Origin of the sequence: Sporocytophaga sp. (assembly GCF_017745095.1) — a bacterium.
Lineage (GTDB): Bacteria > Bacteroidota > Bacteroidia > Cytophagales > Cytophagaceae > Sporocytophaga.
The window spans coordinates 29,310-52,447 of sequence record NZ_JAGHZZ010000022.1; the positions used below are offsets into that span (position 1 = coordinate 29,310).

The window sequence follows — 23,138 nt, forward strand, 5'->3', positions numbered from 1 at the left end:
AGAGTGCATACAAACTTTCCGGATTTTATTTCATGCTACGTGAGGTTTATTGGGCCTGATTGGCTATAGCAGCATGGAGCTTTATCCATAAGGGACGCACTATTTAAATCAGAATTTATCTATGTTAGATAAGATTATATATTTCTCGATAAAGCATAAGTTAATTGTCGGGATGTTAACTATTGCGCTTATTATCTGGGGTTGTTGGTCTGCAACCCGTCTTCCGATTGATGCGGTACCTGACATCACTAATAATCAGGTACAGGTCATTACTACAAGTCCCTCTCTTGCTGCTCAGGAGGTAGAAAGGCTAATTAGCTTTCCTGTGGAAATCAGTATGGCTAATATTCCAGGGATCATTGAGATCCGGTCAATTTCCAGATTTGGCCTTTCAGTTGTTACAATCGTTTTTGCGGATGACATAGATATTTATTGGGCAAGACAACAGGTTTCAGAACGATTGAAAGCTGCTATTGAGCAGATTCCCAAGGGTGTCGGAATTCCTGATTTAAGCCCTATTACAACAGGTTTAGGGGAAATCTATCAATATGTTCTTCACCCCAAAAAAGGATATGAAAAGAAATATTCAGCTATGGAACTACGCACCATTCAGGATTGGATTGTACGAAGGCAGATGCTGGGTACAAAAGGAGTTGCAGATATAAGCAGTTTTGGTGGTTATCTTAAACAATATGAGGTAGCGATTGATCCTGAAAAACTTCGCAGTATGAACATTACCATAGGGGAAGTGTTTGCAGCTCTGGAAACCAATAATCAGAATGCGGGAGGAGCATATATCGACAAACTTCCCAATGCCTACTTTATAAGAACGGAAGGACTTGCCGGAGGGTTGGAGGATATTAAAAAGATTGTTGTCAAGAATACGACTAATGGAACACCTGTGTTAATGCGTGATGTTGGTATTGTTCAATTGGGACATGCAATCCGCTATGGCGCGATGACCCGCAATGATCAGGGGGAGGCAGTCGGTGGTATTGTGATGATGTTAAAGGGGGCGAACTCCAATGAAGTAATTGGAAATGTAAAAGAGCGAATTGAGCAAATCAGCAAATCTTTGCCTGAAGGCATCGAGGTAGAAGCTTTTCTTGACAGAACAAAACTTGTAGATAATGCAATTCATACAGTTTCAAAAAATCTGATTGAAGGAGCCCTGATAGTAATTTTTGTCCTCGTATTAATGCTGGGCAATTTCAGAGCAGGTATTGTGGTTGCTTCTGTCATTCCCCTTGCCATGTTGTTTGCCATTTCGATGATGAATCTCTTTGGGGTATCCGGAAACCTGATGTCTCTTGGTGCTATAGATTTCGGATTGATCGTGGATGGTGCCGTCATTATTGTAGAAGCGACTTTGCACCACATAACAGACAGAGGTCTTACTCATAGGTTATCTCAGGATGAAATGGATTCAGAAGTTTTTGATGCAGCTTCCAAAATAAGAAGTTCAGCAGCTTTCGGGGAAATCATTATCCTGATAGTTTATCTGCCAATACTTGCTCTGGTTGGCATTGAAGGGAAAATGTTTAAACCTATGGCTCAGACAGTATCATTCGCGATTCTAGGAGCTTTTATACTCTCTCTTACATACGTGCCTATGATGTCCGCTCTGTGTTTAAGTAAGAAAACTGAGCATAAGAAAAATATATCTGATAAGATTATGGAGTTTTTTCAGAATGTATATCATCCTCTACTGGAATTTGCTTTAAGAAAGAAGATGGTTGTTGCTTTGACAGCATTTTTGTTGTTTGGTGGAAGTCTTTGGCTGTTTTTGAACATGGGAGGAGAGTTTATTCCGACTCTAGATGAAGGAGACTTTGCTGTAGAGACGCGGGTGTTGATGGGAAGTTCCATGCAGGAGACTATTAACACTGCATTAAAAGCAGGAGAAATTCTGAATAAAAAATTTCCTGAAGTGAAAGAGGTTATAGGTAAAGTAGGATCAAGCGAAATACCTACAGATCCAATGCCTATTGAGGCATGCGATCTTATGATCATTCTGAAAGACAAGGATGAATGGACAAGTGCTTCGACCAGAGATGAGTTAGCCAACAAAATGCAAGAAGTTCTCGAAAATGAATTACCGGGAGTGAATTTTGGTTTTCAGCAACCTATTCAGATGCGCTTCAATGAATTGATGACAGGTGCAAGACAAGATGTGGCCATAAAAATTTATGGTGAGGACCTGGACATTCTTACTGAACAGGCAAATAAGCTTGGTAAGATTGTTTCCCCGATAGAAGGAGCCAAGGACCTATATGTTGAGAAGGTAACAGGTTTACCACAGATTGTAGTTTCATTTGACCGAGATAAAATTGCTCAGTTCGGGTTAAACATTGATGAAATGAACAGGATTATACGAACTGCTTTTGCAGGGGAGGCTACTGGTCTTGTCTACGAGGGAGAAAGAAGGTTTGATATGGTTGTAAGATTAGATAAAGTGGACAGACAGAATATAGATGATGTAAGGCAAATTTATGTCACTACACCAAAAGGTACTCAGATACCTTTATCACAGGTAGCTAACATAGAATTCAAAGTAGGTCCGAATCAGATTCAAAGAGACGATACCAAAAGGAGAATAATAGTGGCTTTTAATGTGAGGGGACGAGATGTGGAAAGTATAGTTGAAGAGATCAAATCAAAGGTGGATAAGCAAATGAAACTTCCTCCGGGTTATTTCATTACCTACGGTGGCCAGTTTAAAAATCTGATCGAAGCAAAGGAAAGATTAAGTATAGCTGTACCGATTGCTTTAGGTCTTATTTTCATATTGCTTTACTTTACTTTCGATTCTGTAAAACAAAGTATACTGATTTTTACTGCCATCCCACTTTCTGCAATCGGAGGAGTCTTAGCACTGAATCTGAGAGATATGCCATTCAGTATTTCTGCAGGAGTTGGTTTTATAGCACTTTTCGGAGTAGCGGTGCTTAATGGAATAGTACTTATAGGAGAATTCAATAGATTAAAAAGCAGCGGCCTGACAGACTTGTATGAGATAGTCAGAAAAGGAACAGAGATTCGTTTACGTCCGGTATTAATGACAGCTTTGGTTGCCTCACTGGGCTTCCTGCCTATGGCGCTGTCTCAGGGGGCCGGTGCTGAAGTACAAAAACCTCTTGCCACTGTAGTAATAGGAGGTTTAATATCAGCGACCCTGCTTACCTTGCTTATTCTGCCAATACTCTATATCTTTTCCGAGACAGGATTTAAGAGGATATCTCCTGCTGCAATGACTCTGCTGGTTTCAGTGTTTTTGTTTTTATCTGGGAACAATGCGGAAGCACAAACAGCTCCCCTGAGTATTTCCTTAGAACAAGCCTTACAAATGGCTCATGAACAGAGCAATTCGATCAAATCTGCTCAATATGAGGTAGCATATAATAAAGCGCTGAAAGGAACTTCAACAGAGATCACTAAGACGAATGCAACTCTCATGTATGGTCAGTATAATAGTTTTTATAATGATAATAACATAACTTTGTCTCAGGATATCCCTTTCCCTGTAGTTATGCATCGTCAGGCTCAATATTACAAAGCTACGACGAAGAGTGCTGAGTATAATCTTGCTGTAATACAGAACGACCTGGACTATAAGATTAAAGTTGCCTATTATAATCTAAGATTAGCCAAATCCAGAATGCAATTGCAGCTTAAGCTTGATACGCTTTATTCCAACTTTCTGAATGCTGCTGATCTGCGGTTAAAAACTGGAGAAACAAATACACTTGAAAAAGCTACTGCTCAAAGTCAGTTTTATGAAAATCGTACGTACATCACTCAGGTCAATGCTGATATAAAGATTTATGAAACACAGCTTCAGACCTTCTTGAATAGCGGAGAGCCTGTAACCTCAATAGAATCATCCTTGGATAAAAGAACTTTGATTTTGATGGAAGATACAAATGCAATTGTGTCCAATCCTTCATTAAATTTCTTTCAGCAACAAGTGGAAGTGGCAAATGCCAATAAGACGCTTCAAAAGGCCAGATTGCTTCCGGATATAAATCTGGGATACTTTTCTCAAACGCTTTATGGGGCTACAGATTATAAGGATGTGTCTCTGGTTGCAGGCAAAAGGCAGCGGTTCCAAGGGGTGATGGTTGGCGTTTCTTTACCGTTATGGATCAAACCTCAAATGTCCAGAATAAAGGCAACAGATGCTTCTGTAAACGCTGCTAAGACAAGCCATAAAGCTTTTGAAAGAAACCTTCAGGGTGAATACGAGAATGCTTATCAGCAGTATGAAAAATACAAGATAAGTCTGGAGTATTATGAAAGCAATGTATTGCCTACGGCTCAGGTTCTGGAAAATAGCGCCTGGAAGAATTATCGCACTGGCAATATAGGTTACCTGGAATTTTCTCAGGGCATAGCCAGAGCAGTTGCTATTGAGCAAGGCTATCTAAATGCTTTAAATCAGTTTAATCAATCCATCATTGTAATAGAATATCTGATTGGAAATAAATAATTTACGTCATGAATAAGTTAATATATATCATCACATTTTCATACATGATTTTTATCTCTGCGTGTAATTCAGATCCGGAGAATAAAAATGAAGAGTATCATGAAGAAGAAAGTAGTGTTAAACTGACGGCCAGTCAGTATAAGAATGCCAGTATTGCTTTTGGTAAAGTTGAAATGAAAAATATCAGTTCTACTTTGCCGGTAAATGGCTTATTAGATGTGCCTCCTCAGAACCTAGTAACAGTTGCTGCCATGATGGGTGGATTTGTAAAATCAACCCATCTTTTACAAGGCATGAGAGTTAAGAAAGGAGAGGTTTTGGTAACAATACAAAATCCTGATTTTATCCAGATTCAACAGGACTACCTCAATAATAAGAGTAAACTTCTCTTCGCCGAGCAGGAATATAAAAGGCAGGAAGAACTGGCAAAGGATAATGTAGCTTCTCAAAAAACATTCCAGCAGGTTACTTCAGAATATCAAAGTCTTAAAGCCATGCATGAAGGTTTATTGGAGAAGCTTTCGATCCTGGGGATTAATCCATCTACGGTTGAAAATGGAGCGATTAAAAGCATTGTATCAATTGTCTCACCCATTAGCGGATATGTTACTGCTGTTAATATAAACATCGGGAAGTATGTCAATCCGCAAGACCTGATCTGTGAAATCGTTGATACTGACCATTTGCATGCAGAGCTCACCGTTTTTGAGAAGGATGTATTTAAAGTGAAAGAAGGCCAGAAAATAAAATTTCAACTGGTAAATGAGGAGCACAAATTTAGAACAGCTACTGTTTATCTTATAAACAGAAAAATTGGAGAAGACAGAACTGTAAGGGTACATGCTCACCTGGATAAAGAAGACAGGAATCTTTTACCCAATACTTATCTGAAAGCATTTATTGAGATCACAGATAATCTTACAACGGCATTACCAGACGAAGCTGTGGTTTCGTCAGGTGGGAAATATTTTATATTCATCAAAGATGAAGGTCATGGCCACACGCACGAAGAAAGCGTACCTCATGAGAGAAATGATAAATATACTCCGGATCATAAAGGTGATGAAGGCAAACATAAAGAAGAAGTTTCAGAAGAATTTTCTTTCAAATCTATAGAAGTAAAGAAAGGCGTATCTCAGAATGGATTTACAGAAGTTATTTTACCTGAAGGTTTTGAAACTGATGCTGAGGTTGTGGTTAAAGGGGCATACGCTTTACTTTCAAAAATGAATAATTCTGAAGAGGAAGGACACGGTCACTAAAAATCAGCCACAGTTTGGGCAACAGCAACAAAATATTCTTGCTGTTGTTCAAACTAATAGTTTATTTAATTAAAATTAATAAGATCTTAGAAGCGGCTATGTTGAAGAGTTATTCCGGCTGTGAGTTGGAGCGGTTTAAAAACTAAAAATTTTCTTCTCCAAATGCTACAATGCTATCGAGGATGGGTAAAGCTTTTTCTCCCTTTTCAGTTAACTTATATTCCACTCTTGGAGGTACTTCAGCATAAGCTATTTTAGCTACTAGACCTGCATCCATAAGTTCCTTTAATTCCTGAATTAACATTTTTTCACTCACATCAGGGATCAAACGTTTCAGTTCACCATATCTTTTGGCTCCATCACGCATCTTTCGGATTAGCATCACTTTCCATTTGCTTCCAACAAGCTTCATTGCTTTTCGGATACCGCAATCTTCATCCAAATTTTTTTTCACAAAATCTATAATTTTTCAGGCTTATAATCAGTAATTCTAACTTCTAAGTAAGCACCTTACCAAAAAGTAAGTACTTGACTAAAGTAATGAAATGCCTCAATTTTATCAAAAAAAAACTCTTATGAAAGCGATTAACTTATATAACTACGGTACAGCAGAAACCTTACAATTTAATGAAACCCTCGTACCACAAATTAATGAAGATCAGGTTTTGGTAAAAGTCTATGCAGCTTCTGTCAATCACATTGACGGATTAAAAGCTTCGGGTGCTATCCAACAAATTTATCCTTTGCAGTTCCCATGGATTCCCGGGAGTGATTTTTCTGGTAAAATTGAGGCTTTGGGAAGCAAAGTTACTGGCTTTAAAGTTGGAGATGAAGTATACGGCAATAGCCCAACAGGAGGTGCCTATGCTGAATATGTTGCCGCAAATCCAAATGCCATCTCCCAAAAGCCAAAATCACTTTCGTTTATCGAAGCTGCTTCAGTTCCAGTTGTGGCGGGAACAGCGTGGCAAGGCTTGTTTAAATATGCTCATCTGATTTCAGGTCAGACTATTCTAATCCATGGTGGTGCAGGAGCAGTAGGGGCCTATGCTGTTCAGTTTGCTCATCAGGCTGGAGCTAAAGTTATTGTCACAGCTTCCGGGACTGATAAAGCATATCTTACTTCATTGGGGGCAGATGAGGTAATAGATTATAAAACAAATACCTTCGAATCAATGGTGAATGATGTTGATGTTGTTTTTGATCTTGTAGGAGGAGAAGTTCAAAAACGTTCTTATTCAATTATAAAAAAAGGAGGATATCTGATTGCTACAAATCAACCAGTATCTGAAGAAGATGCCTTAAAGCACAAGTTTTCCGGGATCTTTATGCATCATGTTCCTTCAAGCAAAGATCTGTCGTATTTTGCTGAGTTATTTGATAAAGGCTTATTAAAAGCAGATATTGCAAAAGTGTTTTCCATTGAAAAAACAAGTGAAGCATGGAAAGCCCTTTCATTAAATCTTCCTGGAAAGATTCTTCCTCATACAGATAAAAATTATTCATGGCAAGATAAGAAACATGGAAAAATCGTACTCGAACTTTTTAACTCATATTAAAAGTCAAATGTAAAAAGACACCTCTTCAAAGGTGTCTTATTTTTTAGAACCTCATTAAACAAAATTTGATACAATATTCAAGATTTACAGGCTGTTAAGTTTTTACAGTAGATTGTAAATTAATATAAAACTACCACCATGAGACAACAAAACTTGAGCCTTCTAAAGTATAAGTTTGCCTTTATGTTAAGTATTTTCCTTATATTTCGGAGTTAGGACGTTTAACAGGATAAACAAATATGATAATTGAACCTAGAATGAGAGGATTTATTTGTTTGACCGCTCATCCAAAAGGATGTGAGGCAAATGTATTAAATCAAATTCAGTACACCCAACCTAAGGGACAGATTAAAGGGCCTAAAAATGTGCTCGTAATAGGTGCTTCGACAGGCTTTGGTCTTGCTTCAAGAATTGTAAGTGCTTTTGGTGCCGGAGCTTCCACAATTGGTGTTTTCTTTGAAAAGGCACCATCGGAAGGCAAAACAGCTTCACCGGGATGGTATAACAGCGCTGCCTTTCAAAAAGAAGCAAAAAAAGCAGGCCTTTATGCAAAAAGCATTAATGGTGACGCTTTTTCTGATGATATCAAAAACAAAACCATTGACCTGATAAAAAAAGATCTGGGTAAAGTAGACCTGGTAATATACAGCTTGGCTTCTCCGGTGAGAACCAATCCAAAAACCGGGATTACTCACCGTTCGGTACTTAAGCCTATCGGTCAGAGCTATACCAATAAAACAGTAGATTTCCATACTGGTGTGGTTTCCAGCATTTCCATCAATCCTTCTACTGAAGAAGATATTGAAAATACCGTAGCTGTAATGGGTGGAGAAGATTGGCAAATGTGGATCGATGCTCTTTTAAATGCAGGAGCTCTGTCTGACAATGCAACAACGATTGCATACTCGTACATAGGACCTGCACTTACCGAGCCTGTTTATCGCAAAGGAACAATTGGAAAAGCTAAAGATCACTTGGAAGAGACTGCTTTTAAAATAACTGATTCGTTAAAAAAGTTAAACGGAAAGGCATATGTTTCTGTGAATAAAGCATTGGTTACTCAGGCTAGTTCGGCTATTCCTGTAATTCCTTTATACATCTCACTTCTGTATAAAACAATGAAGGAAAAAGGGATTCATGAAGGATGTATTGAGCAGATAGATCGTTTGTTCAGAGAACGTTTGTATACAGGGCAGGAAATACCTACTGATGATAAAGGGAGAATAAGAATAGATGATTGGGAAATGAGAGCTGATGTTCAGGATAAAGTGGCTGAACTATGGGAGCAGGCTACTAGCGAAACTTTGCCTGTAATCGGCGACTTGCAGGGATATAAATCAGATTTTCTGAATCTGTTTGGTTTTAATTTTTCTAACGTCAACTATTTAGAAGACGTTAATGAAAATACACAGATAGAAGAGTTGCAATAATTTTGTTAGAATTTTAATTGAACAAAGTGCCTTCAATTATCATAATTGAAGGCATTATTTTTTTAGATTGATCGTTGCTTATTAATTTTTAAATACTACTTCAGAAATTACTATCTAGATAAAAGTCATATTATAGTATTATTTGCAATGGAAACCATATTTACTTTTAAAGAACAAATTGGTAAACGAGGATATTATGCTGAATTATCAATTCGTGTTGAAAAGAAAAGATCTATTAACAATTATCCTCAAATAATTTTTAACGGATTAAATAAAGAAAATGAAGAATGGATATCAGCGTTTCGTTTTGGTGCAGATTTATTTTTGGAAAAACATTGGAAGGAAACGTCAGATATACTAGTTATAATTGATTATTTTTTCTGGTATCCTCGTGATACAACAATGATGGTTACTGCATTTGTAATGTATAATGCACTGTGTCAGATTTATGATATTAAATTGAATAAAATTATTTTTGATAAAGAGCAAGAATGTTTCTTAGTTACCCCATGATGAACTAAAAGGTGAAACCAAGAATCTTTGTATTGACATTAGTAGTAGCAGACTTGGAAAAATCAATTGAGTTTTATCGTGACAGACTTGAATTGTCAACCGAATAATTATCGGAAAGGAATTGGAATATGGTGCTGTGGCTTTCCTTTACCTGAAAAATGGTCTCAAGCTAGCTTTTTGGCCTAGAAAGAGTATCTCAAATGATAGGGGTGATAGAGAATGTTAAACTAATCAGTTATAAAAAGATTCCAGCCTGATACACAAGCCGGAATCTTTCAATTATTTATCTTATGATCAGTTTTTCCGTATAATTTTTTGTCTCTGAAGTAATCTTTAAATAATAAACACCTGGACTGAGTTTTTGTGTATTAACCCTCAATGGCCCATCTTTGAGCCTTGATAAATCTCCGTTAAATACCACTTCTGATAAGCCTTTTAAATCATAAATTTCTATAATTCCATGAACCGGCTCTTCTTCATTTAATGAAATATCTACATACTCCGTTGATGGATTAGGATAACATCTTACTGAACTTTGTGAATCTGTATAATTATCTCCCACTCTTGGACTGCTATATACTACATTAAAAGTATATGTTCTTGTTTTTCCTTCAATACCACTTCCATATACTCCTGTATAGGCAGTTGTCTGGATCGTATTTACTCCGGCTGTGAGGGTTCCTTTATTTGATATACCATTTGCATCACCGAAAAGGCTGTAGGGAGCCGCGTTTTCCATAACATTTAGAGCTCCGTTGTTATAATTTATACGCACACTTCCAACAACTCCATGAGTATATGCAGTTACAGAAACTTTCTCTCCATAGACAAGGTTAATTGTATTACCATTTTCCGTGTGAATTTCTTGGGTTCCGTTTATTAGCCCATAAATAACAAGCTCATAGACCGATGGATTAGTTACATCAATAGAAAAAGTAATTGAGCTTGTTTTCAGCAAGGCCCCGTTTCCATTAGATCCTGAATATTCCTTGGCGACGACGGTGAAAGTATCAGAGCGTACATAATTCCAGGAATTGAAGTTTCCATTATTGTCACCTGCCAGAGAATAGGGGGCGACATTTTCTACTGAAAACTGGCTACCATTTAAAGTAAATGAAACACTCTTCGAATTATAAACAGGATTGTATTTTACGTTTATCTTAGTAGAGCCATCCAATGAGACATTCATTTGATTTCTGATCCTTGTGATATAGGAATCGCTATCGGAGTCAATCAGAGTAAAAGCGCCAGGTTCATTATCACAGGAATTCAGGTTTCCGTCATAGATCCATAATTTAGTTATATCTCCTCCTGGCTTATACGGATTATAGGTTGTGAAAATGATTTTGGAATTCAGTTCAGTGAAATTACTACTTCCTGCAAGGGATATGCCGCAAGCATTTCTGACAGATCGCGTAGTGGTAAGATCTGAAACGAAAAGCTGATTATAGTCATCGCTGTATATTGGACTATCATATTCGGACGGACCGTCTATGGCAACAAAGTACAATTTATTACCTATAACCAATGGTTTGCCATCATATGGACCATATTCTGAAGGTGTAAAATGTGAACCATTGCCGGGAGTCCCGTCAGTTTTATAAAATCCTAACCAGGTCATCTGGCCCATATCCCCTAAAACAACCTGGTTGCCAACTGGAAATAAACCATGTAAATAGTTGTCAGGACCGAATGTGGTGAGGAATGTTCCTGCAACTGTTCCATCAGAGATGAGCAGGTTAAAATTTCCACCTCTGTCAAACACTGCATAATATTTTCCATTATGGAAGAGAGAAGTTAACTTATATTCTCTCCAATGATCGTTCAGGATTTTAAATTGTTCTGTACCGGCAGCTGTCCCATCTGTCTTCCATATATAACCTTTCATATCATTCTCATCAGAAATAAGAAAATATACATTTCCTGAATCAGCATATAGAAGATCAATTAACCACCAATAAGAGTTGACTTTAATTCTTGTAACTAGACTTGTTCCGGCGGAGGTCCCATTTGTTTTCCAAAGTTCTGCCGAATCAGCCGTAACTTTTCCAATAAAGTACTGAAACCCGCCAGTGGTTAAAACTGTGTCTCCGTTAAAGCCATTGATAGCACCGGGAGCCACATCTTTTACAATGTCAGTACCTGAAGTGGTTCCATCTGTAATATATAGCTCGCCTCCGTTTGTTCCATTGTCTCCTTTGAAATAAACTTTTCCTCCCGATACCCATGGACCTCCTGCATATCCACTGGTAGAGCCTGAGCTCACATCTTTCAGCAGAAATGTACCGGTAGTTGTGCCATCAGTCCTCCACAACTCCTTGCCATTAGCTGCAGTCGTTGCCTGAAAATAAAAGATTCCGTTATGAGAAACAGATTTAGATGTACCAAATCCATCTCCGCTTCCGGCTTCAATGTCTTTTAATAATATTGTACCTGCTATTGATCCGTCTGTTCTATAGAGTTCGTTTCCTGTGGCTGTTTCCTTAGCAGAAAAATATAAATAGCTTCCTGTAGTTGAAAGGTATTTTATACTTCCATATACATAAGTCTTTAATAAAACAGTACCGGAATTAGTACCGTCACTCTTCCAGAGTTCAGTTCCTCCCTTTATAAAATAAAGTAATCCATTGGACTCATAGAAATTGTTGATTCCCGAAAGGCCCGACTTTACAAATGAAGTTCCGGAGACTGTCCCATCAGTCTTCATAAGAGAATCATTTGTGGCGAAAAATACAAAGTTTGCAGCTTTTACAAAGCCAGCGCTGTTGTTTGAAATTACCCTCAGCTGTTGTGGCTGGGAAAAACCAATTTGACCTAACAACAAGGCCAAAAAGAGTAGATTTAATTTTCTCATAGGTTTATTTTTATTTAAAAAATATTAAAACCTTATGATGGCTTAATTGTTAGGGAAAAATGTATTTTCTTTAAATAATAATTTTAAAATGACATCTTAAGTGTGTTTTATTTTACATTAGAATGTATTGTTGTGTAGGGAAGAATAACTAGGTCCTTAAGTTTGAATTTTCCAGGCTTACACCGGAGCATTCAGGTGGTTTTCTCATTGTTGCAGGAATGATTCGGATTCTTTGGGAAACATATTAAATTAAAAGTCTATGTTTTAAAGTCATTAGGTCTAAACATTCTTCATTGCAGATAATTGAGCATTAATTAAATTCAGTAAAAGTGAGTCTTACCTATAAAGAACCAATTTCAACGAAGGACTTAACTACTCAGATAAATGAAAATAAAAGAGCTAAATGAGGACCTGATTTATAAAAGTGTACAACTGTGGATTGATAAAATCAGAAACAAAAAAAGAAGATATGCCGCATTCTATAAGGTTTCCAGAGTTCTGACATTTTTCGGAAGTGCTTCCATTACAATTATTGTAGGATGGAAGAAGCCAGAGGAATTGGAAATGTCTTCGGCAAATTTAATACTTTTAATAAGTGCATTTATCGCATTTACAGCTGCAATTGAAGGATTATTTGATCTTAAGGATAAAGCTAAAAGCTACGATGTTTTCTTATTTGAATTGAGAAGGCTGAGAGATCGAATGTCTTATGATTACAGCAAAGATCAAAAGCTTTACGAACAAAATAAAGATCAATACTTCAGTAAATATGAAGGAATCCTGAATGCTCAAAAAATGATTATTGAAAACTCTTATGAATCGGAGGAATAGAGTGCCTTCTCAATAATTATATCGAATGTTTCCATCCTGAGGCCGGGGAGATGGGATGAGATGATTTAATGTTTAAACATTTTTTTATTTTGAGGGTTACTTTACCTATATTTGACTGTAGGTGAATTGAATAAAGAAAACTTATCTCTTTGGTTGATCTAGCAGGAGTGTGCAAAACTGAATTGTCAAAGATTTGCGATCACCTGCATGGAATAGGACTAATGTGGGAATGTTCTTTTTCCTAGGATGTATTTAACTCTATAACCTTATAAACATTATTCTACCATGAAAAAAATATTTATAGCCACGTTATTTTCATTAATCATTTCTTCAAGTAATGCCGCCATCCATGTTGTATTAGTTGGACAAGGCGGAAATAAATTTGCACCAACCGATTTAAATGTAATTGTAGGGGATACAGTCAGGTTTCAATGGGTAAGCGGATTTCATACAACAACATCAACAAGTATTCCTGCGGCAGCAGAATCTTGGGATGAAGTCATAGCAAACAGCGGCGATGAGTTTGATTATATTGTTAAAACTGAAGGAAAATATTCTTATGTGTGCACTCCTCACGCTGCAATGGGAATGGTAGGTAGTTTTACTGCTACTCAAAGTGTAACAGGGATTGCAAGTCAGTACGCTTCGATTAAAGAATCTGCAAATATCACCCCAAATCCTGCAACTGATCATACTACACTTATCTTTAATTCAGATATTGCTTTTAAGGGTTTTCTGAAGATATATGATAACAGTGGTATCATGATCTCTGAAGAGAAATTGAAAGTAGAGAAAGGTGAAAATTCTATATTGGTTAGCACCAGTTTATTGAAATCAGGATTATACTATGTCAACTTGTTTAATCAAGAAGATGTGTTCCTTGTAAAGAAAATGATCAAACAGTAGGGAAAGTTAAGTTGTAAGTAATAAGGCTTTTAAAATTAAAAATCGAATTTGTAGAGACGCCATGCTGGCGTCTCTTTATCTATGAAATATAAATTCGATTAATTACCTCAAGTATAAAATCTCTTGATTAGAGCCTTAAGAAAGAAGTAAAGTGTCATTCCAATCCCGAATGACAAAAGATTTAACGAGCCCTTCCAGAATAAACGGGTCTTCCTTTACAAACTCCTCTGCTGCTGCCCGAGTTTTGAATATGGCCATATTTCCTCTATCACTAAAAGGACCGATACCGATCACATCTCCTCTATCGATGTATTTTTCAACAACAACTTTATGTCTTGGATAAACAGCCATGATTACATCCATTGATGCTCCTGATGATTCTCCGATAACTACTGCTTTCATTAAAATTCTGATTTAATTTCTAATTGTTTGAATGCAATCCAATATTGTTTCCTTCAGTATCCGTGAAAAATGCCATGTATCCTGATTGCTCGTCTATTAAGGTTTTGGGCATTGTAATTTTTCCTCCTGATTTTTCAATTCGGTTAAGTACCAATTGGATATCAGGATTTCCATTAAGATAAACTATTGAACCTGTAGCACTTGGTGTATGCATTTCACTTTGAACCAATGCACCTCCAACTTTTCCATTGCTGCTGTCAGATGGTAACATCGCCATTTTCATTCCCATCATCTCCATTTCTGTTAATTCTGTTTCCAAGATTATTTCATAGAATTTTTTCGCTCTGGCAATGTCCTTCACTGCAATTTCGAACCAATTGATAGCATTGGTCTCTGAACTGATTTTTTCGCTCATGGAATTATTATCTGATTATTTGGTTTAATTTTTATTGTGTAAAATAAATCAAACAATATTCTGCAAAATTGTAAAAAAGGGAAATAGCCCTAAAAATGCTTCCCAAAATCATTGTTGAATTTTGAGTATTGTTTTGGGGAATAACCTGTATAGCGCCTGAACTCCTTTATAAGATGAGATTGATCGTAGTATAAATCATCGGAATTAATTTCCTCCGTTGAAAAATGTTTGTAGAAATGTTGAAAGCGATAGATTGTCGCCAGAGTTTTTGGTGAAATGCCCAGATGATTTTTAAAAAGTAAATCCAGGTAACGTTTTGAATAACCAGTCTTTTTCTCCAGTTCATTTATTGTTGTCAATCCGTGCAGTGAGGAAATTAAATTGACGGAGTAGTTTACTACCAGATTGTTTCTTCTGTCATTAGAGAGTTGCTTAATAAGAAATTCCTGGATGATATTAATCTTTAATTTCGGATCTTCTGTGTCTGTTATTTTTTGATATAAGTCTTTTGAGTCTTTTCCATATAAATCTGAAAAGGAAAAAAGATTGTTTGTCAGTTGATGCATCGGGATATTCATAAATCTGTAGGCTCCATGAGTTGTCAATTCGACACCAATTGATCCTGTTATATCTTTTGGAGTTCCCAATGTAACTGGTACATCCCTGAGGCCGATGAAATAAATATCACCTTCTTTGCAAATATCTGTCTTTTTATTGTCAGTTGTTGTTAATTCACTTTTGTATGGAATAATAATTTTTGCTCTGGCATTTGGAGCAATCAGAGTCCCATGGTTTATAAATCCGCTGTTGTTTTCAAACAACCAGATCTTTGTAATATATGGTTTAAGCTCTTGTCGTGGTTGTATGAATTGTAATTTCATTTGTTCAAAAAGTGCTTATTCTTTAAATTAGTTAATCATTGTGAATTGTTAAAATATGGATTAGAGGTATTGGGAAATATAAATTTGCAGTTTTTATTTTTTTAATCAAAGAAGACAGAGAGGTGGAATTGTCCTTACTGAACCATCAAGCCATATAAATGAGGAGGATTTATTATAAAGATACAATATTCCTTAACACAAAAACCTATCAGTAGTTATCAATAAGCATAACTCCTTTAAGAAATGTTTTTTGAATATTTTCTGATCGATTAGATATGGCAAAAACTCATAATGCAAATAATATTCAAATAAATAAATCTACATTCCTGAATTCAATGCTCGCAAATTCAAGATTAGCTTGTATCCTAATTCTTAATAAAGAAGGAATAATTTGGGAGATGAGTCATGGCATTGAGGAACAATTGGGATATACTCACGAAAATCTTATCGGTAAGCATTTTTCAATTCTTTTTACAGAAGAGGATCTGAAAGAAAATAAACCAGGGAAAGAATTACAGGTGGCGAAGGAAAAAGGTTTTGGCATTGATAATAATTATATTATTCATAAAAACGGGGACCTTATATGGTGTCAGGGTGAAAGTATAGTTGTCGATGATGAGGGAGAAATATATTTCGTCAAGTATATTTATAACATCAATAAGCAGAAACAGCTTGAAGAGTCGCTTAAAAAGTCTAAAAAGTTTTCTGAAAGTGTTCTTGAAACTATTGATAATCCTTTAATAGTCCTGGATAGTAACCTGGAGATATTAATGGCTAATAATTCTTTTCATAAGGTATTCAATCCTCATCAGGAGGAGATCATCAAAAAGTCATTTTTTGAAATTAAATATTTTAAATTGAATGTTAAAAAACTCAGAGAATTACTGGAAAAGATCCTCCCGGAAAGCACCTTGATTAAAAATTATGAAATAGAGTTCAGTCTTCCCGATGGACAAAAATTTTTTCATTTAAATGCTCAGCAAGTAACAGAGGAGGGAAGGAAAGTACAGGAGATTCTCATTGCTTTTCAAGATGTGACTGATGAAAGGATTATGAAAGAAAATCTCAATAATAAAAATGAAGAGTTAAACAAGGTCAATAAGGATCTTGATACTTTTGTTTATACAGCCTCTCATGATTTGAAAGCACCTATCAATAATATTGAGGGATTAATTACTGTTATGGAGAATAACCCTGATTTTTCTGAGGGTACTTATGAAGTGATTCAATTGATGAGGGAGTCCATTGATAAATTTAAGAGTAATATTAATGACCTTTCAACAATTGCTAAGATTGAAAAAGAAGGAAATGGAAAAACGGCACCAGTTAAATTGGAAGAATTATTTGAAGAGGTAATTTATAATTTAAAAGAAGAGATTAAAAAAACTGAAGCTATTATTTCGTCTGACTTTTCACAGACACCCACTTTAAAATTTTCCAGAAAAAATCTTAGAAGTATATTTCATAACCTTCTTTCAAATGCAATAAAATTTAAATCTCCTAACAGAAAGCCTGAAATATCTGTAATCACAGAAAAAGTAAATAGTTATATTCTGTTAAAGGTAAAAGATAATGGGATTGGTATAAAAGAAGAGGATAAGGGAAGGGTCTTAGCTTTATATCAAAGACTGAATCCTGATATAGAGGGCTCTGGTGTGGGTATGAATATTGTAAAAAAGATTATTGATAATAATGGAGGTGAAATTGAAATTGATAGTGAAGTAGGGAAGGGAAGTATATTTAAAATTTACATTAAAATATAAGGCACTAAGCTTAGAGCTTAAAGTATAAATTATAAAGCTTTTTCAAATCGGGAAATACACTTTGACTGTTGTACCTTCTCCTGGCTTACTTTCCAGTTCTATTTTTCCTCCTTCATTTTCAATAATTCTTTTAACTATAGCCATTCCCATTCCTGATCCTTCCACATGATGGTGACTTCGCTGATACATTTGAAAGATGTTTTCCTGATCTTCCTTTTTTATCCCTAAGCCATTATCTTGAATAGTTAGTAATATGTATGCCCCCTCCATTTTCTTTGTAGCTATCCGAACTATTGACTTTTTTTCCAGAGACCTGTATTTAATAGAATTAGATAAAAGATTCGTTAAAATGCTTCTTAAATTCTTTTTAGAAAATTTTATGATAGGAGCATTTTCAAAGTCTTTTATAAATTCAATCTTAATCTTATCTATATCATCTTTAAAGTCTGTTAAAACTTCTTCCAATAGCTCATCAATATTTATATCTTCCTCTTGTATCTTTTCAGTTTCTTGTTCCCTGGCAATGGATGACAATTCCCGGATTTTATTCCGAAAGCTTTCAATGAGATGATATATTTTGCCTATGAAAAATTTTGATTCAGAAGATTCATTAATAAAAGATTCAAGATATCTGATTAATCCTTCTATGCTGTTAATTGGAGAAATCAAATCATGTGAAACAGTGTAAACAAAATTATTCCGATCATTTATGATCTTTTTCAAATCACTGTTTCTCTGTTGCAGTTCATGTTCTAGTATCTTTTGCTCAGTAATATCCTGTAAAAGTTTTATCAGAAAGGTTCTGTTTTTATCGTCTTTAGTATAGATACTTTCTCCATGTACCCAAAGTTGAGAGCCATTCTTGTGTAAGATGAAATTATTGTCAAGGGAAGATCCTGTCCTTATTGTTCTTGATAATTCTTTCTGAGGAACAGCATTGTTTCTGTCTTTTTCTATAAACAGTATTGAAAAATTTTTGTCAATTAAGTCGTCTTTAGAATATCCAAAAGTTTTGATAAAAGCCTCATTAACATCAATAATCACACCTTCTGTATCTAATATTAAAATAGATGTAGCCTTTGCATTATTAAACATTATTTTAAAGAACAAAGAACTATACAAACTTAACTTGTCATCGTTGCCCTTTGAGTTTTTGCCTTTATCTTTATTACTCATAATCTAAATTAGGTTTAGGATTTACAGGTAACACAAAAAAAAATTAACTTCTAAACCATAGCCCTCACTTCAGAAATATTTATCACAGGAAGGTATCTGATAAATAACAGGAACATAAAAAAGAATAAGCCAAGAGAGAATATGAATACACCGATATCGTAAATAGTAGGAGTGAAAACAGACCAGGAGGAGGGAAGAAAGTCTCTTGAGAGGGATACGACAATTATTACATAACGTTCCATCCACATACCGACATTTACAATGATTGAAAGGATAAAGCTAAATACGATATTTCGCCTTAAGCTTTTTTTCCATAATAATTGAGGAAGTATAAAATTAAACAGATTGATCATGAAGTAATACTTCGCATAATTGCCCATGAACTTATAGAGCATTTGATACACCTCAAAGCCGTTATTTGAATAGAACGCTATAAATACTTCTGTCATATAAGCGAGCCCCACAAGACCCGCCATAAAGAGGACGATTTTATTCATATTTTCAATATGAAGTATCGTAATATAGTTTTCGAGTTTCAATAATTTCCTTACAAGTATCATCAATGTAAGCACCATTGCAAACCCTGAATGGATGGCTCCTGCAACAAAATAAGGAGGGAAAATAGTTGAATGCCACCCAGGAACAATGCCAGTGGAGAAGTCCATTGAAACAACAGAGTGTACAGAAACAACCAAAGCCGTTGCCATTCCTGCCAATACAAGCATCATAGGTTCATAACGTCTCCAAAGCTCTATATTATTATTCCACCCAAAGCTGAGTAAATTATATATCTTTTTCAGAATACCTTTACTTCTGTTTGCAAGTAATGCAAGATCAGGAATAAGTCCAAAATACCAATAAACAATAGAAACAGTAAGATATGTTGTTACCGCAAATGCATCCCAGACAAGTGGAGAATTAAAGTTTACCCAGATTTCCTGCCTGTTCGGATATGGTATTATGTAATATAACAACCATGGTCTTCCGAGGTGAGCAGCAATAAATAAGGCGGAGCAGAGTACAGCACATATGGTCATTGCTTCAGCAGCTCTGTTGATGGAGTTTCTCCATTTAGCCCGAAATAGTAAAAGAATGGCAGATATTAAAGTGCCGGCATGCCCGATTCCTATCCACCAAACAAAATTTGTAATATCCCAAGCCCAATTAATAGTTTTATCTTCTCCCCACATTCCAACGCCGTCCCACCAGGTTTTTGCAAGGCAATAGCCCCCAGACAGGATCATAAGAACAGATATCGCCAGTGCTATCCTCCAGTTATTTAAAGCCTCAGTGGTCAGGGGAGCTAAAATATCTTCTTTGACATCATTCTGTGTTCTGTTGTTTAAAACCAGAGGTTCTGCCAAAATTTGGTCATCATTCATATAAAAAAATCTTGAAGTGCATTTTCAGAAACTCTTATACTTCAAAATTGTTCAGAAGATTTTAAATCAAGATTTTGTCTCATTTTCTTTTTTAATATCCAACCAATAGTAGTTATAACTCCCAATCCAATGAATATTTTATTTTTGTTCATACTTAGCCAAAGTTCGGTACTTTTAGAAGAGGCATCCTTATCAAAAGAACCATGTGATCCATGATCTCCAGGGACAGGAGCATATAAATTATTTAATCTATCAGGGTCTTCTTTAAGTTCTGTTTGTTGTCCTTTATAACCTTCTTTTGCAAGTACATGATCACCCAACCAGGGAGCAATCTTATTCCCCAATATGGAGTATAAAGTGGGGTAGCCAACATATATTTCCCTTCTGTTATGCTTAGCCGCATATACAATGGCTCGGGCAGCTACTTCTGGCTGATATATTTTTCCCATGGGTTTGGCTTTATTGGGAAGACGACTTTTTACAAGTTCAAATTGTGTAGTATTCATGGCAGGCAGTTGTACCATACAGGTCTTTATCTTGCTTTTATCATGAATTAATTCAGCCCTTAGAGCATCATAGAATCCTTCAATAGCATGTTTGGCTGCGCAGTATGCGGATTGTAATGGTATTCCTCTGTAAGCTAGGGCAGAGCCTACGAAAATGATTGAGCCTTTATTTCTTTTGCGCATGTGTTTTAATGCTGCCAAGGTCCCGTATACTTGTCCTAGGTAGGTTACTTCTGTTACACGCTTATATTCTTCCGCTAACATTTCATTTACAGGTGAAAAAACACTCACCATAGCATTATTTATCCAAACGTCAATTGGGCCCAACTCATCTTCAATATCATCAGCAATTTCTTCGATTTTACCAGCATCAGCAACATCTACTTGTTTTATCAAAGCTTTGCCTCCCAGTTTTTCTACTTCTTCCTTTGCTCCTGACAATCCATCTTCTCCTCTTGCAAGGAGTGCAATAGAGCAACCAAGTTTGGCGTACTCCCTTGCGATACTCCTTCCCAGTCCCGCAGATGCTCCTGTAATTACTATTACTTTAGGTGAGTCGTCTTTGAAATAGGAAAATACTTTTCCGATAAAACTATCATTCATAAATATTTCGACCAATGCTATTACTCCTTAAGTTAGCTATATATATGAGGGAAGGAATTATTTTTTATCTTGACCCTTAAATTTGTCTTCTTTTCTTTTATTGGGTTCATCTTGAGTATATTCTCCTCCTTCATTTTCATAGTGATGGGGTTGCTGAGAACTTTGATAAAGGTTAGAATTTTTAGCTTTATCTTTTTCTACTTTTTTATCAGGATCTATCATATCATTATCATTTTAATTTCCACTATATAACATTAAAACAGCCTCTTATCGGGAAAAAGTTTCTGTTTTATTTTACCTGAAAAATTCATGTCGGATGTCTGTAAACAATCATCACAACCATCAGGTTAAAAGATTTCACGAAAACCATAACCCCAACAGTATGAGCCAAAATGTAAGTGATTTCCTTCTCAAAAGACTTTCTGAATGGAATATTAAAAGAATTTTCGGTTATCCCGGCGACGGTATTAATGGGATAATGGGTGCTTTAGACCGAGCGGAAGGCCTGATTGATTTCATTCAGGTGAGACATGAGGAAAATGCGGCATTTATGGCTTGCGGACATGCAAAGTATACAGGTGAAGTTGGTGTTTGTCTCGCTACTTCAGGTCCTGGTGCAATACATCTTTTAAACGGATTATATGACGCCAAAATGGATCATCAGCCTGTTGTTGCCATTGTAGGTCAACAAGCAAGAGGAGCAATGGGTGGATCTTATCAGCAGGAGGTTGATCTGGTCTCTTTGTATAAAGATGTAGCACACGAATATGTGATTATGGTTACAGAACCTTCTCAGATGAGGCATGCAATAGACAGAGCTTTCCGGATTGCATTGACAGAAAGAACTGTTACCTGCCTGATCATTCCTAATGATCTTCAACTTGAAAAGGCAGTTGAAACTCCAGAACATAAACATGGAACAATACACTCTGGAATGTCCTTTTCCAAACCTCTTATTGTACCAGCTCGAGAAGATATAGCAAAAGCTGCAGATATATTAAACGCTGGTCAGAGGGTAGCTATTCTTGTTGGTGCTGGAGCCAATGGAGCTGGAAAAGAGGTAATAGAAATTGCAGAATTACTAGGTGCGGGAATCGCAAAGGCATTATTAGGCAAAGCCGTTATATCGGATGATCTGCCATATGTGACCGGTTCTATTGGGTTATTGGGAACTTCTCCAAGCTGGGATATGATGCAGGAGTGTGATACGCTTTTGATGATAGGTTCATCTTTCCCATATTCTGAATTTTTGCCAAAAGAAGGGCAAGCCAGGGGAATACAAATAGATATTGATGGAAGGATGCTTAATATAAGATACCCGATGGAAATAAGTCTAATGGGGGATAGCAAGGAAACACTTCGTGCACTGATTCCATTAGTCACTCCTAAACAAGACAGGAGTTGGAGGAACAGAATCGAAGAAAATATTAAAGACTGGTGGAAGGTTTTGGAGAAACGGGCAATGGCAAGTGCACATCCAATTAATCCACAAAGAGTATTCTGGGAGTTATCAAGTAGATTGCCTGATAATTGCATTCTTTCTTCAGACTCCGGATCATCTGCGAATTGGTTTGCAAGAGACCTTAAGATAAGATATGGAATGAAAGCTTCCTTATCCGGAAATCTTGCTACCATGTGTCCGGGAATTCCATATACCATTGCAGCCAAGTTTGCTTTCCCCGACAGGGTTCCAATTGCCCTGATCGGAGACGGAGCAATGCAAATGCTGGGAATAAATGAATTGATAACAATTGCAAAATACTGGAAACGCTGGAGTGATCCGAGATTAGTAATTCTCGTTTTAAATAACCAGGATCTTAATCAGGTAACGTGGGAGCAAAGGGCGATGGAAGGTAATCCTAAATATGAAGCTTCACAGAATATACCAGATGTACCTTATGACCGTTATGCAGAAATGTTAGGCCTTCGTGGATTAAGTATGGAAAAGCCAGAAGATGTCGGACATGTTTGGGATGAAGCCTTTCGTTCTGATCGCCCAGTTGTGATCAATGCACACACGGATCCTAATGTCCCTACATTGCCTCCTCATATTACATTTGAGCAAGCCTATGCTTTTGCTAAAGCAATGTTTAAAGGCGATCCAAACCAACTGGAAGTATTAACTCAAACATTAAAGGACAAAGCACAAAGTTTTCTTCCATAATA

General features: G+C 36.3%; 18 protein-coding genes. 9 read left to right on the top strand and 9 right to left on the bottom strand.

Going from position 1 to position 23,138, the window contains the following annotated elements; genetic code table 11:
• The first annotated feature begins 121 nt into the window (after positions 1–121).
• Together J7604_RS22300 and J7604_RS22305 are read left to right on the top strand one after the other, a co-directional pair.
• Positions 122–4,489, top strand: coding sequence for a CusA/CzcA family heavy metal efflux RND transporter (locus J7604_RS22300; RefSeq protein WP_293901121.1), 4,368 nt, complete (start codon positions 122–124; stop codon positions 4,487–4,489).
• 8 nt (positions 4,490–4,497) lie between these two features.
• Positions 4,498–5,751, top strand: coding sequence for an efflux RND transporter periplasmic adaptor subunit (locus J7604_RS22305; RefSeq protein WP_293901124.1), 1,254 nt, complete (start codon positions 4,498–4,500; stop codon positions 5,749–5,751).
• Between the two features lie 142 nt (positions 5,752–5,893).
• On the opposite strand, the gene J7604_RS22310 is transcribed toward J7604_RS22305, so the two are convergent.
• The gene (locus J7604_RS22310) at positions 5,894–6,205 is read right to left on the bottom strand and encodes a helix-turn-helix domain-containing protein (protein ID WP_293901127.1); all 312 of its coding nucleotides are present in this window, start codon (positions 6,203–6,205) and stop codon (positions 5,894–5,896) included.
• 121 nt (positions 6,206–6,326) lie between these two features.
• On the opposite strand from J7604_RS22310, the gene J7604_RS22315 reads away from it, so the two are divergent.
• The 3 genes from J7604_RS22315 (at position 6,327) to J7604_RS22325 (ending at position 9,253) form a co-directional block, all read left to right on the top strand.
• The gene (locus J7604_RS22315) at positions 6,327–7,310 is read left to right on the top strand and encodes an NADP-dependent oxidoreductase (protein ID WP_293901130.1); all 984 of its coding nucleotides are present in this window, start codon (positions 6,327–6,329) and stop codon (positions 7,308–7,310) included.
• Positions 7,311–7,549: 239 nt separating this feature from the next.
• Positions 7,550–8,740 carry an enoyl-ACP reductase FabV gene (gene fabV, locus J7604_RS22320; protein ID WP_293901133.1) on the top strand — a complete coding sequence of 397 codons (1,191 nt, stop codon included), beginning with the start codon at positions 7,550–7,552 and terminating at the stop codon, positions 8,738–8,740.
• A gap of 147 nt (positions 8,741–8,887) precedes the next feature.
• Positions 8,888–9,253 (top strand): hypothetical protein, encoded by a 366-nt coding sequence (locus J7604_RS22325; protein WP_293901136.1) that lies wholly within the window; start codon positions 8,888–8,890, stop codon positions 9,251–9,253.
• A 283-nt stretch (positions 9,254–9,536) separates the two neighbouring features.
• On the opposite strand, the gene J7604_RS22330 is transcribed toward J7604_RS22325, so the two are convergent.
• The gene (locus J7604_RS22330; protein WP_293901139.1) at positions 9,537–12,107 is read right to left on the bottom strand and encodes a T9SS type A sorting domain-containing protein; all 2,571 of its coding nucleotides are present in this window, start codon (positions 12,105–12,107) and stop codon (positions 9,537–9,539) included.
• Between the two features lie 384 nt (positions 12,108–12,491).
• Here J7604_RS22330 and J7604_RS22335 point away from each other — a divergent pair, with 384 nt between their 5' ends.
• Both J7604_RS22335 and J7604_RS22340 read left to right on the top strand, forming a co-directional pair.
• Positions 12,492–12,938 (top strand): SLATT domain-containing protein, encoded by a 447-nt coding sequence (locus J7604_RS22335; RefSeq protein ID WP_293901142.1) that lies wholly within the window; start codon positions 12,492–12,494, stop codon positions 12,936–12,938.
• A gap of 285 nt (positions 12,939–13,223) precedes the next feature.
• A complete protein-coding gene (locus J7604_RS22340) occupies positions 13,224–13,844 on the top strand; it encodes a plastocyanin/azurin family copper-binding protein (protein WP_293901145.1) in 621 nt (206 codons plus the stop codon).
• Positions 13,845–13,979: 135 nt separating this feature from the next.
• Here J7604_RS22340 and J7604_RS22345 read toward each other — a convergent pair whose 3' ends face one another.
• The 3 genes from J7604_RS22345 to J7604_RS22355 form a co-directional block, all read right to left on the bottom strand.
• On the bottom strand, positions 13,980–14,246 hold the full coding sequence (locus tag J7604_RS22345; protein WP_293901148.1) for a hypothetical protein: 267 nt from the start codon (positions 14,244–14,246) through the stop codon (positions 13,980–13,982).
• A gap of 19 nt (positions 14,247–14,265) precedes the next feature.
• A complete protein-coding gene (locus tag J7604_RS22350; protein WP_293901151.1) occupies positions 14,266–14,661 on the bottom strand; it encodes a VOC family protein in 396 nt (131 codons plus the stop codon).
• Positions 14,662–14,750: 89 nt separating this feature from the next.
• Complete coding sequence (locus J7604_RS22355; protein ID WP_293901154.1) at positions 14,751–15,542, bottom strand: AraC family transcriptional regulator; 792 nt, start codon at positions 15,540–15,542, stop codon at positions 14,751–14,753.
• Between the two features lie 275 nt (positions 15,543–15,817).
• Between J7604_RS22355 and J7604_RS22360 the strand changes: the two genes are divergently transcribed.
• Positions 15,818–17,305, top strand: coding sequence for a PAS domain-containing sensor histidine kinase (locus J7604_RS22360; RefSeq protein ID WP_293901157.1), 1,488 nt, complete (start codon positions 15,818–15,820; stop codon positions 17,303–17,305).
• Between the two features lie 42 nt (positions 17,306–17,347).
• On the opposite strand, the gene J7604_RS22365 is transcribed toward J7604_RS22360, so the two are convergent.
• The 4 genes from J7604_RS22365 to J7604_RS22380 are packed head-to-tail and all read right to left on the bottom strand — an operon-like array spanning position 17,348 to position 21,194.
• Positions 17,348–18,481: a PAS domain-containing sensor histidine kinase gene (locus tag J7604_RS22365; protein ID WP_293901160.1), complete on the bottom strand. Its 1,134-nt coding sequence runs from the start codon at positions 18,479–18,481 to the stop codon at positions 17,348–17,350.
• 50 nt (positions 18,482–18,531) lie between these two features.
• Complete coding sequence (nrfD, locus tag J7604_RS22370; protein WP_293901163.1) at positions 18,532–19,863, bottom strand: NrfD/PsrC family molybdoenzyme membrane anchor subunit; 1,332 nt, start codon at positions 19,861–19,863, stop codon at positions 18,532–18,534.
• Between the two features lie 41 nt (positions 19,864–19,904).
• Positions 19,905–20,987 (bottom strand): SDR family oxidoreductase, encoded by a 1,083-nt coding sequence (locus J7604_RS22375; protein ID WP_293901166.1) that lies wholly within the window; start codon positions 20,985–20,987, stop codon positions 19,905–19,907.
• A 42-nt stretch (positions 20,988–21,029) separates the two neighbouring features.
• Positions 21,030–21,194 carry a hypothetical protein gene (locus tag J7604_RS22380; protein WP_293901169.1) on the bottom strand — a complete coding sequence of 55 codons (165 nt, stop codon included), beginning with the start codon at positions 21,192–21,194 and terminating at the stop codon, positions 21,030–21,032.
• Positions 21,195–21,354: 160 nt separating this feature from the next.
• Here J7604_RS22380 and J7604_RS22385 point away from each other — a divergent pair, with 160 nt between their 5' ends.
• Positions 21,355–23,136, top strand: a complete 1,782-nt coding sequence (locus J7604_RS22385; RefSeq protein ID WP_293901172.1) for a thiamine pyrophosphate-requiring protein — start codon at positions 21,355–21,357, stop codon at positions 23,134–23,136.
• Positions 23,137–23,138 lie beyond the last annotated feature (2 nt).

Bases quoted from the DNA above. Each gene is read 5' to 3' on its own strand.
- J7604_RS22335 (WP_293901142.1), top strand. From the start codon at position 12,492: ATGAAAATAAAAGAGCTAAATGAGGACCTGATTTATAAAAGTGTACAA.
- J7604_RS22305 (WP_293901124.1), top strand. From the start codon at position 4,498: ATGAATAAGTTAATATATATCATCACATTTTCATACATGATTTTTATC.
- J7604_RS22360 (WP_293901157.1), top strand. From the start codon at position 15,818: ATGGCAAAAACTCATAATGCAAATAATATTCAAATAAATAAATCTACA.
- J7604_RS22345 (WP_293901148.1), bottom strand. From the start codon at position 14,246: ATGAAAGCAGTAGTTATCGGAGAATCATCAGGAGCATCAATGGATGTA.
- J7604_RS22330 (WP_293901139.1), bottom strand. From the start codon at position 12,107: ATGAGAAAATTAAATCTACTCTTTTTGGCCTTGTTGTTAGGTCAAATT.
- J7604_RS22385 (WP_293901172.1), top strand. From the start codon at position 21,355: ATGAGCCAAAATGTAAGTGATTTCCTTCTCAAAAGACTTTCTGAATGG.
- J7604_RS22365 (WP_293901160.1), bottom strand. From the start codon at position 18,481: ATGAGTAATAAAGATAAAGGCAAAAACTCAAAGGGCAACGATGACAAG.
- J7604_RS22355 (WP_293901154.1), bottom strand. From the start codon at position 15,542: ATGAAATTACAATTCATACAACCACGACAAGAGCTTAAACCATATATT.
- J7604_RS22300 (WP_293901121.1), top strand. From the start codon at position 122: ATGTTAGATAAGATTATATATTTCTCGATAAAGCATAAGTTAATTGTC.
- J7604_RS22325 (WP_293901136.1), top strand. From the start codon at position 8,888: ATGGAAACCATATTTACTTTTAAAGAACAAATTGGTAAACGAGGATAT.
- J7604_RS22340 (WP_293901145.1), top strand. From the start codon at position 13,224: ATGAAAAAAATATTTATAGCCACGTTATTTTCATTAATCATTTCTTCA.
- J7604_RS22315 (WP_293901130.1), top strand. From the start codon at position 6,327: ATGAAAGCGATTAACTTATATAACTACGGTACAGCAGAAACCTTACAA.
- nrfD (WP_293901163.1), bottom strand. From the start codon at position 19,863: ATGAATGATGACCAAATTTTGGCAGAACCTCTGGTTTTAAACAACAGA.
- J7604_RS22380 (WP_293901169.1), bottom strand. From the start codon at position 21,194: ATGATAGATCCTGATAAAAAAGTAGAAAAAGATAAAGCTAAAAATTCT.
- J7604_RS22350 (WP_293901151.1), bottom strand. From the start codon at position 14,661: ATGAGCGAAAAAATCAGTTCAGAGACCAATGCTATCAATTGGTTCGAA.
- fabV (WP_293901133.1), top strand. From the start codon at position 7,550: ATGATAATTGAACCTAGAATGAGAGGATTTATTTGTTTGACCGCTCAT.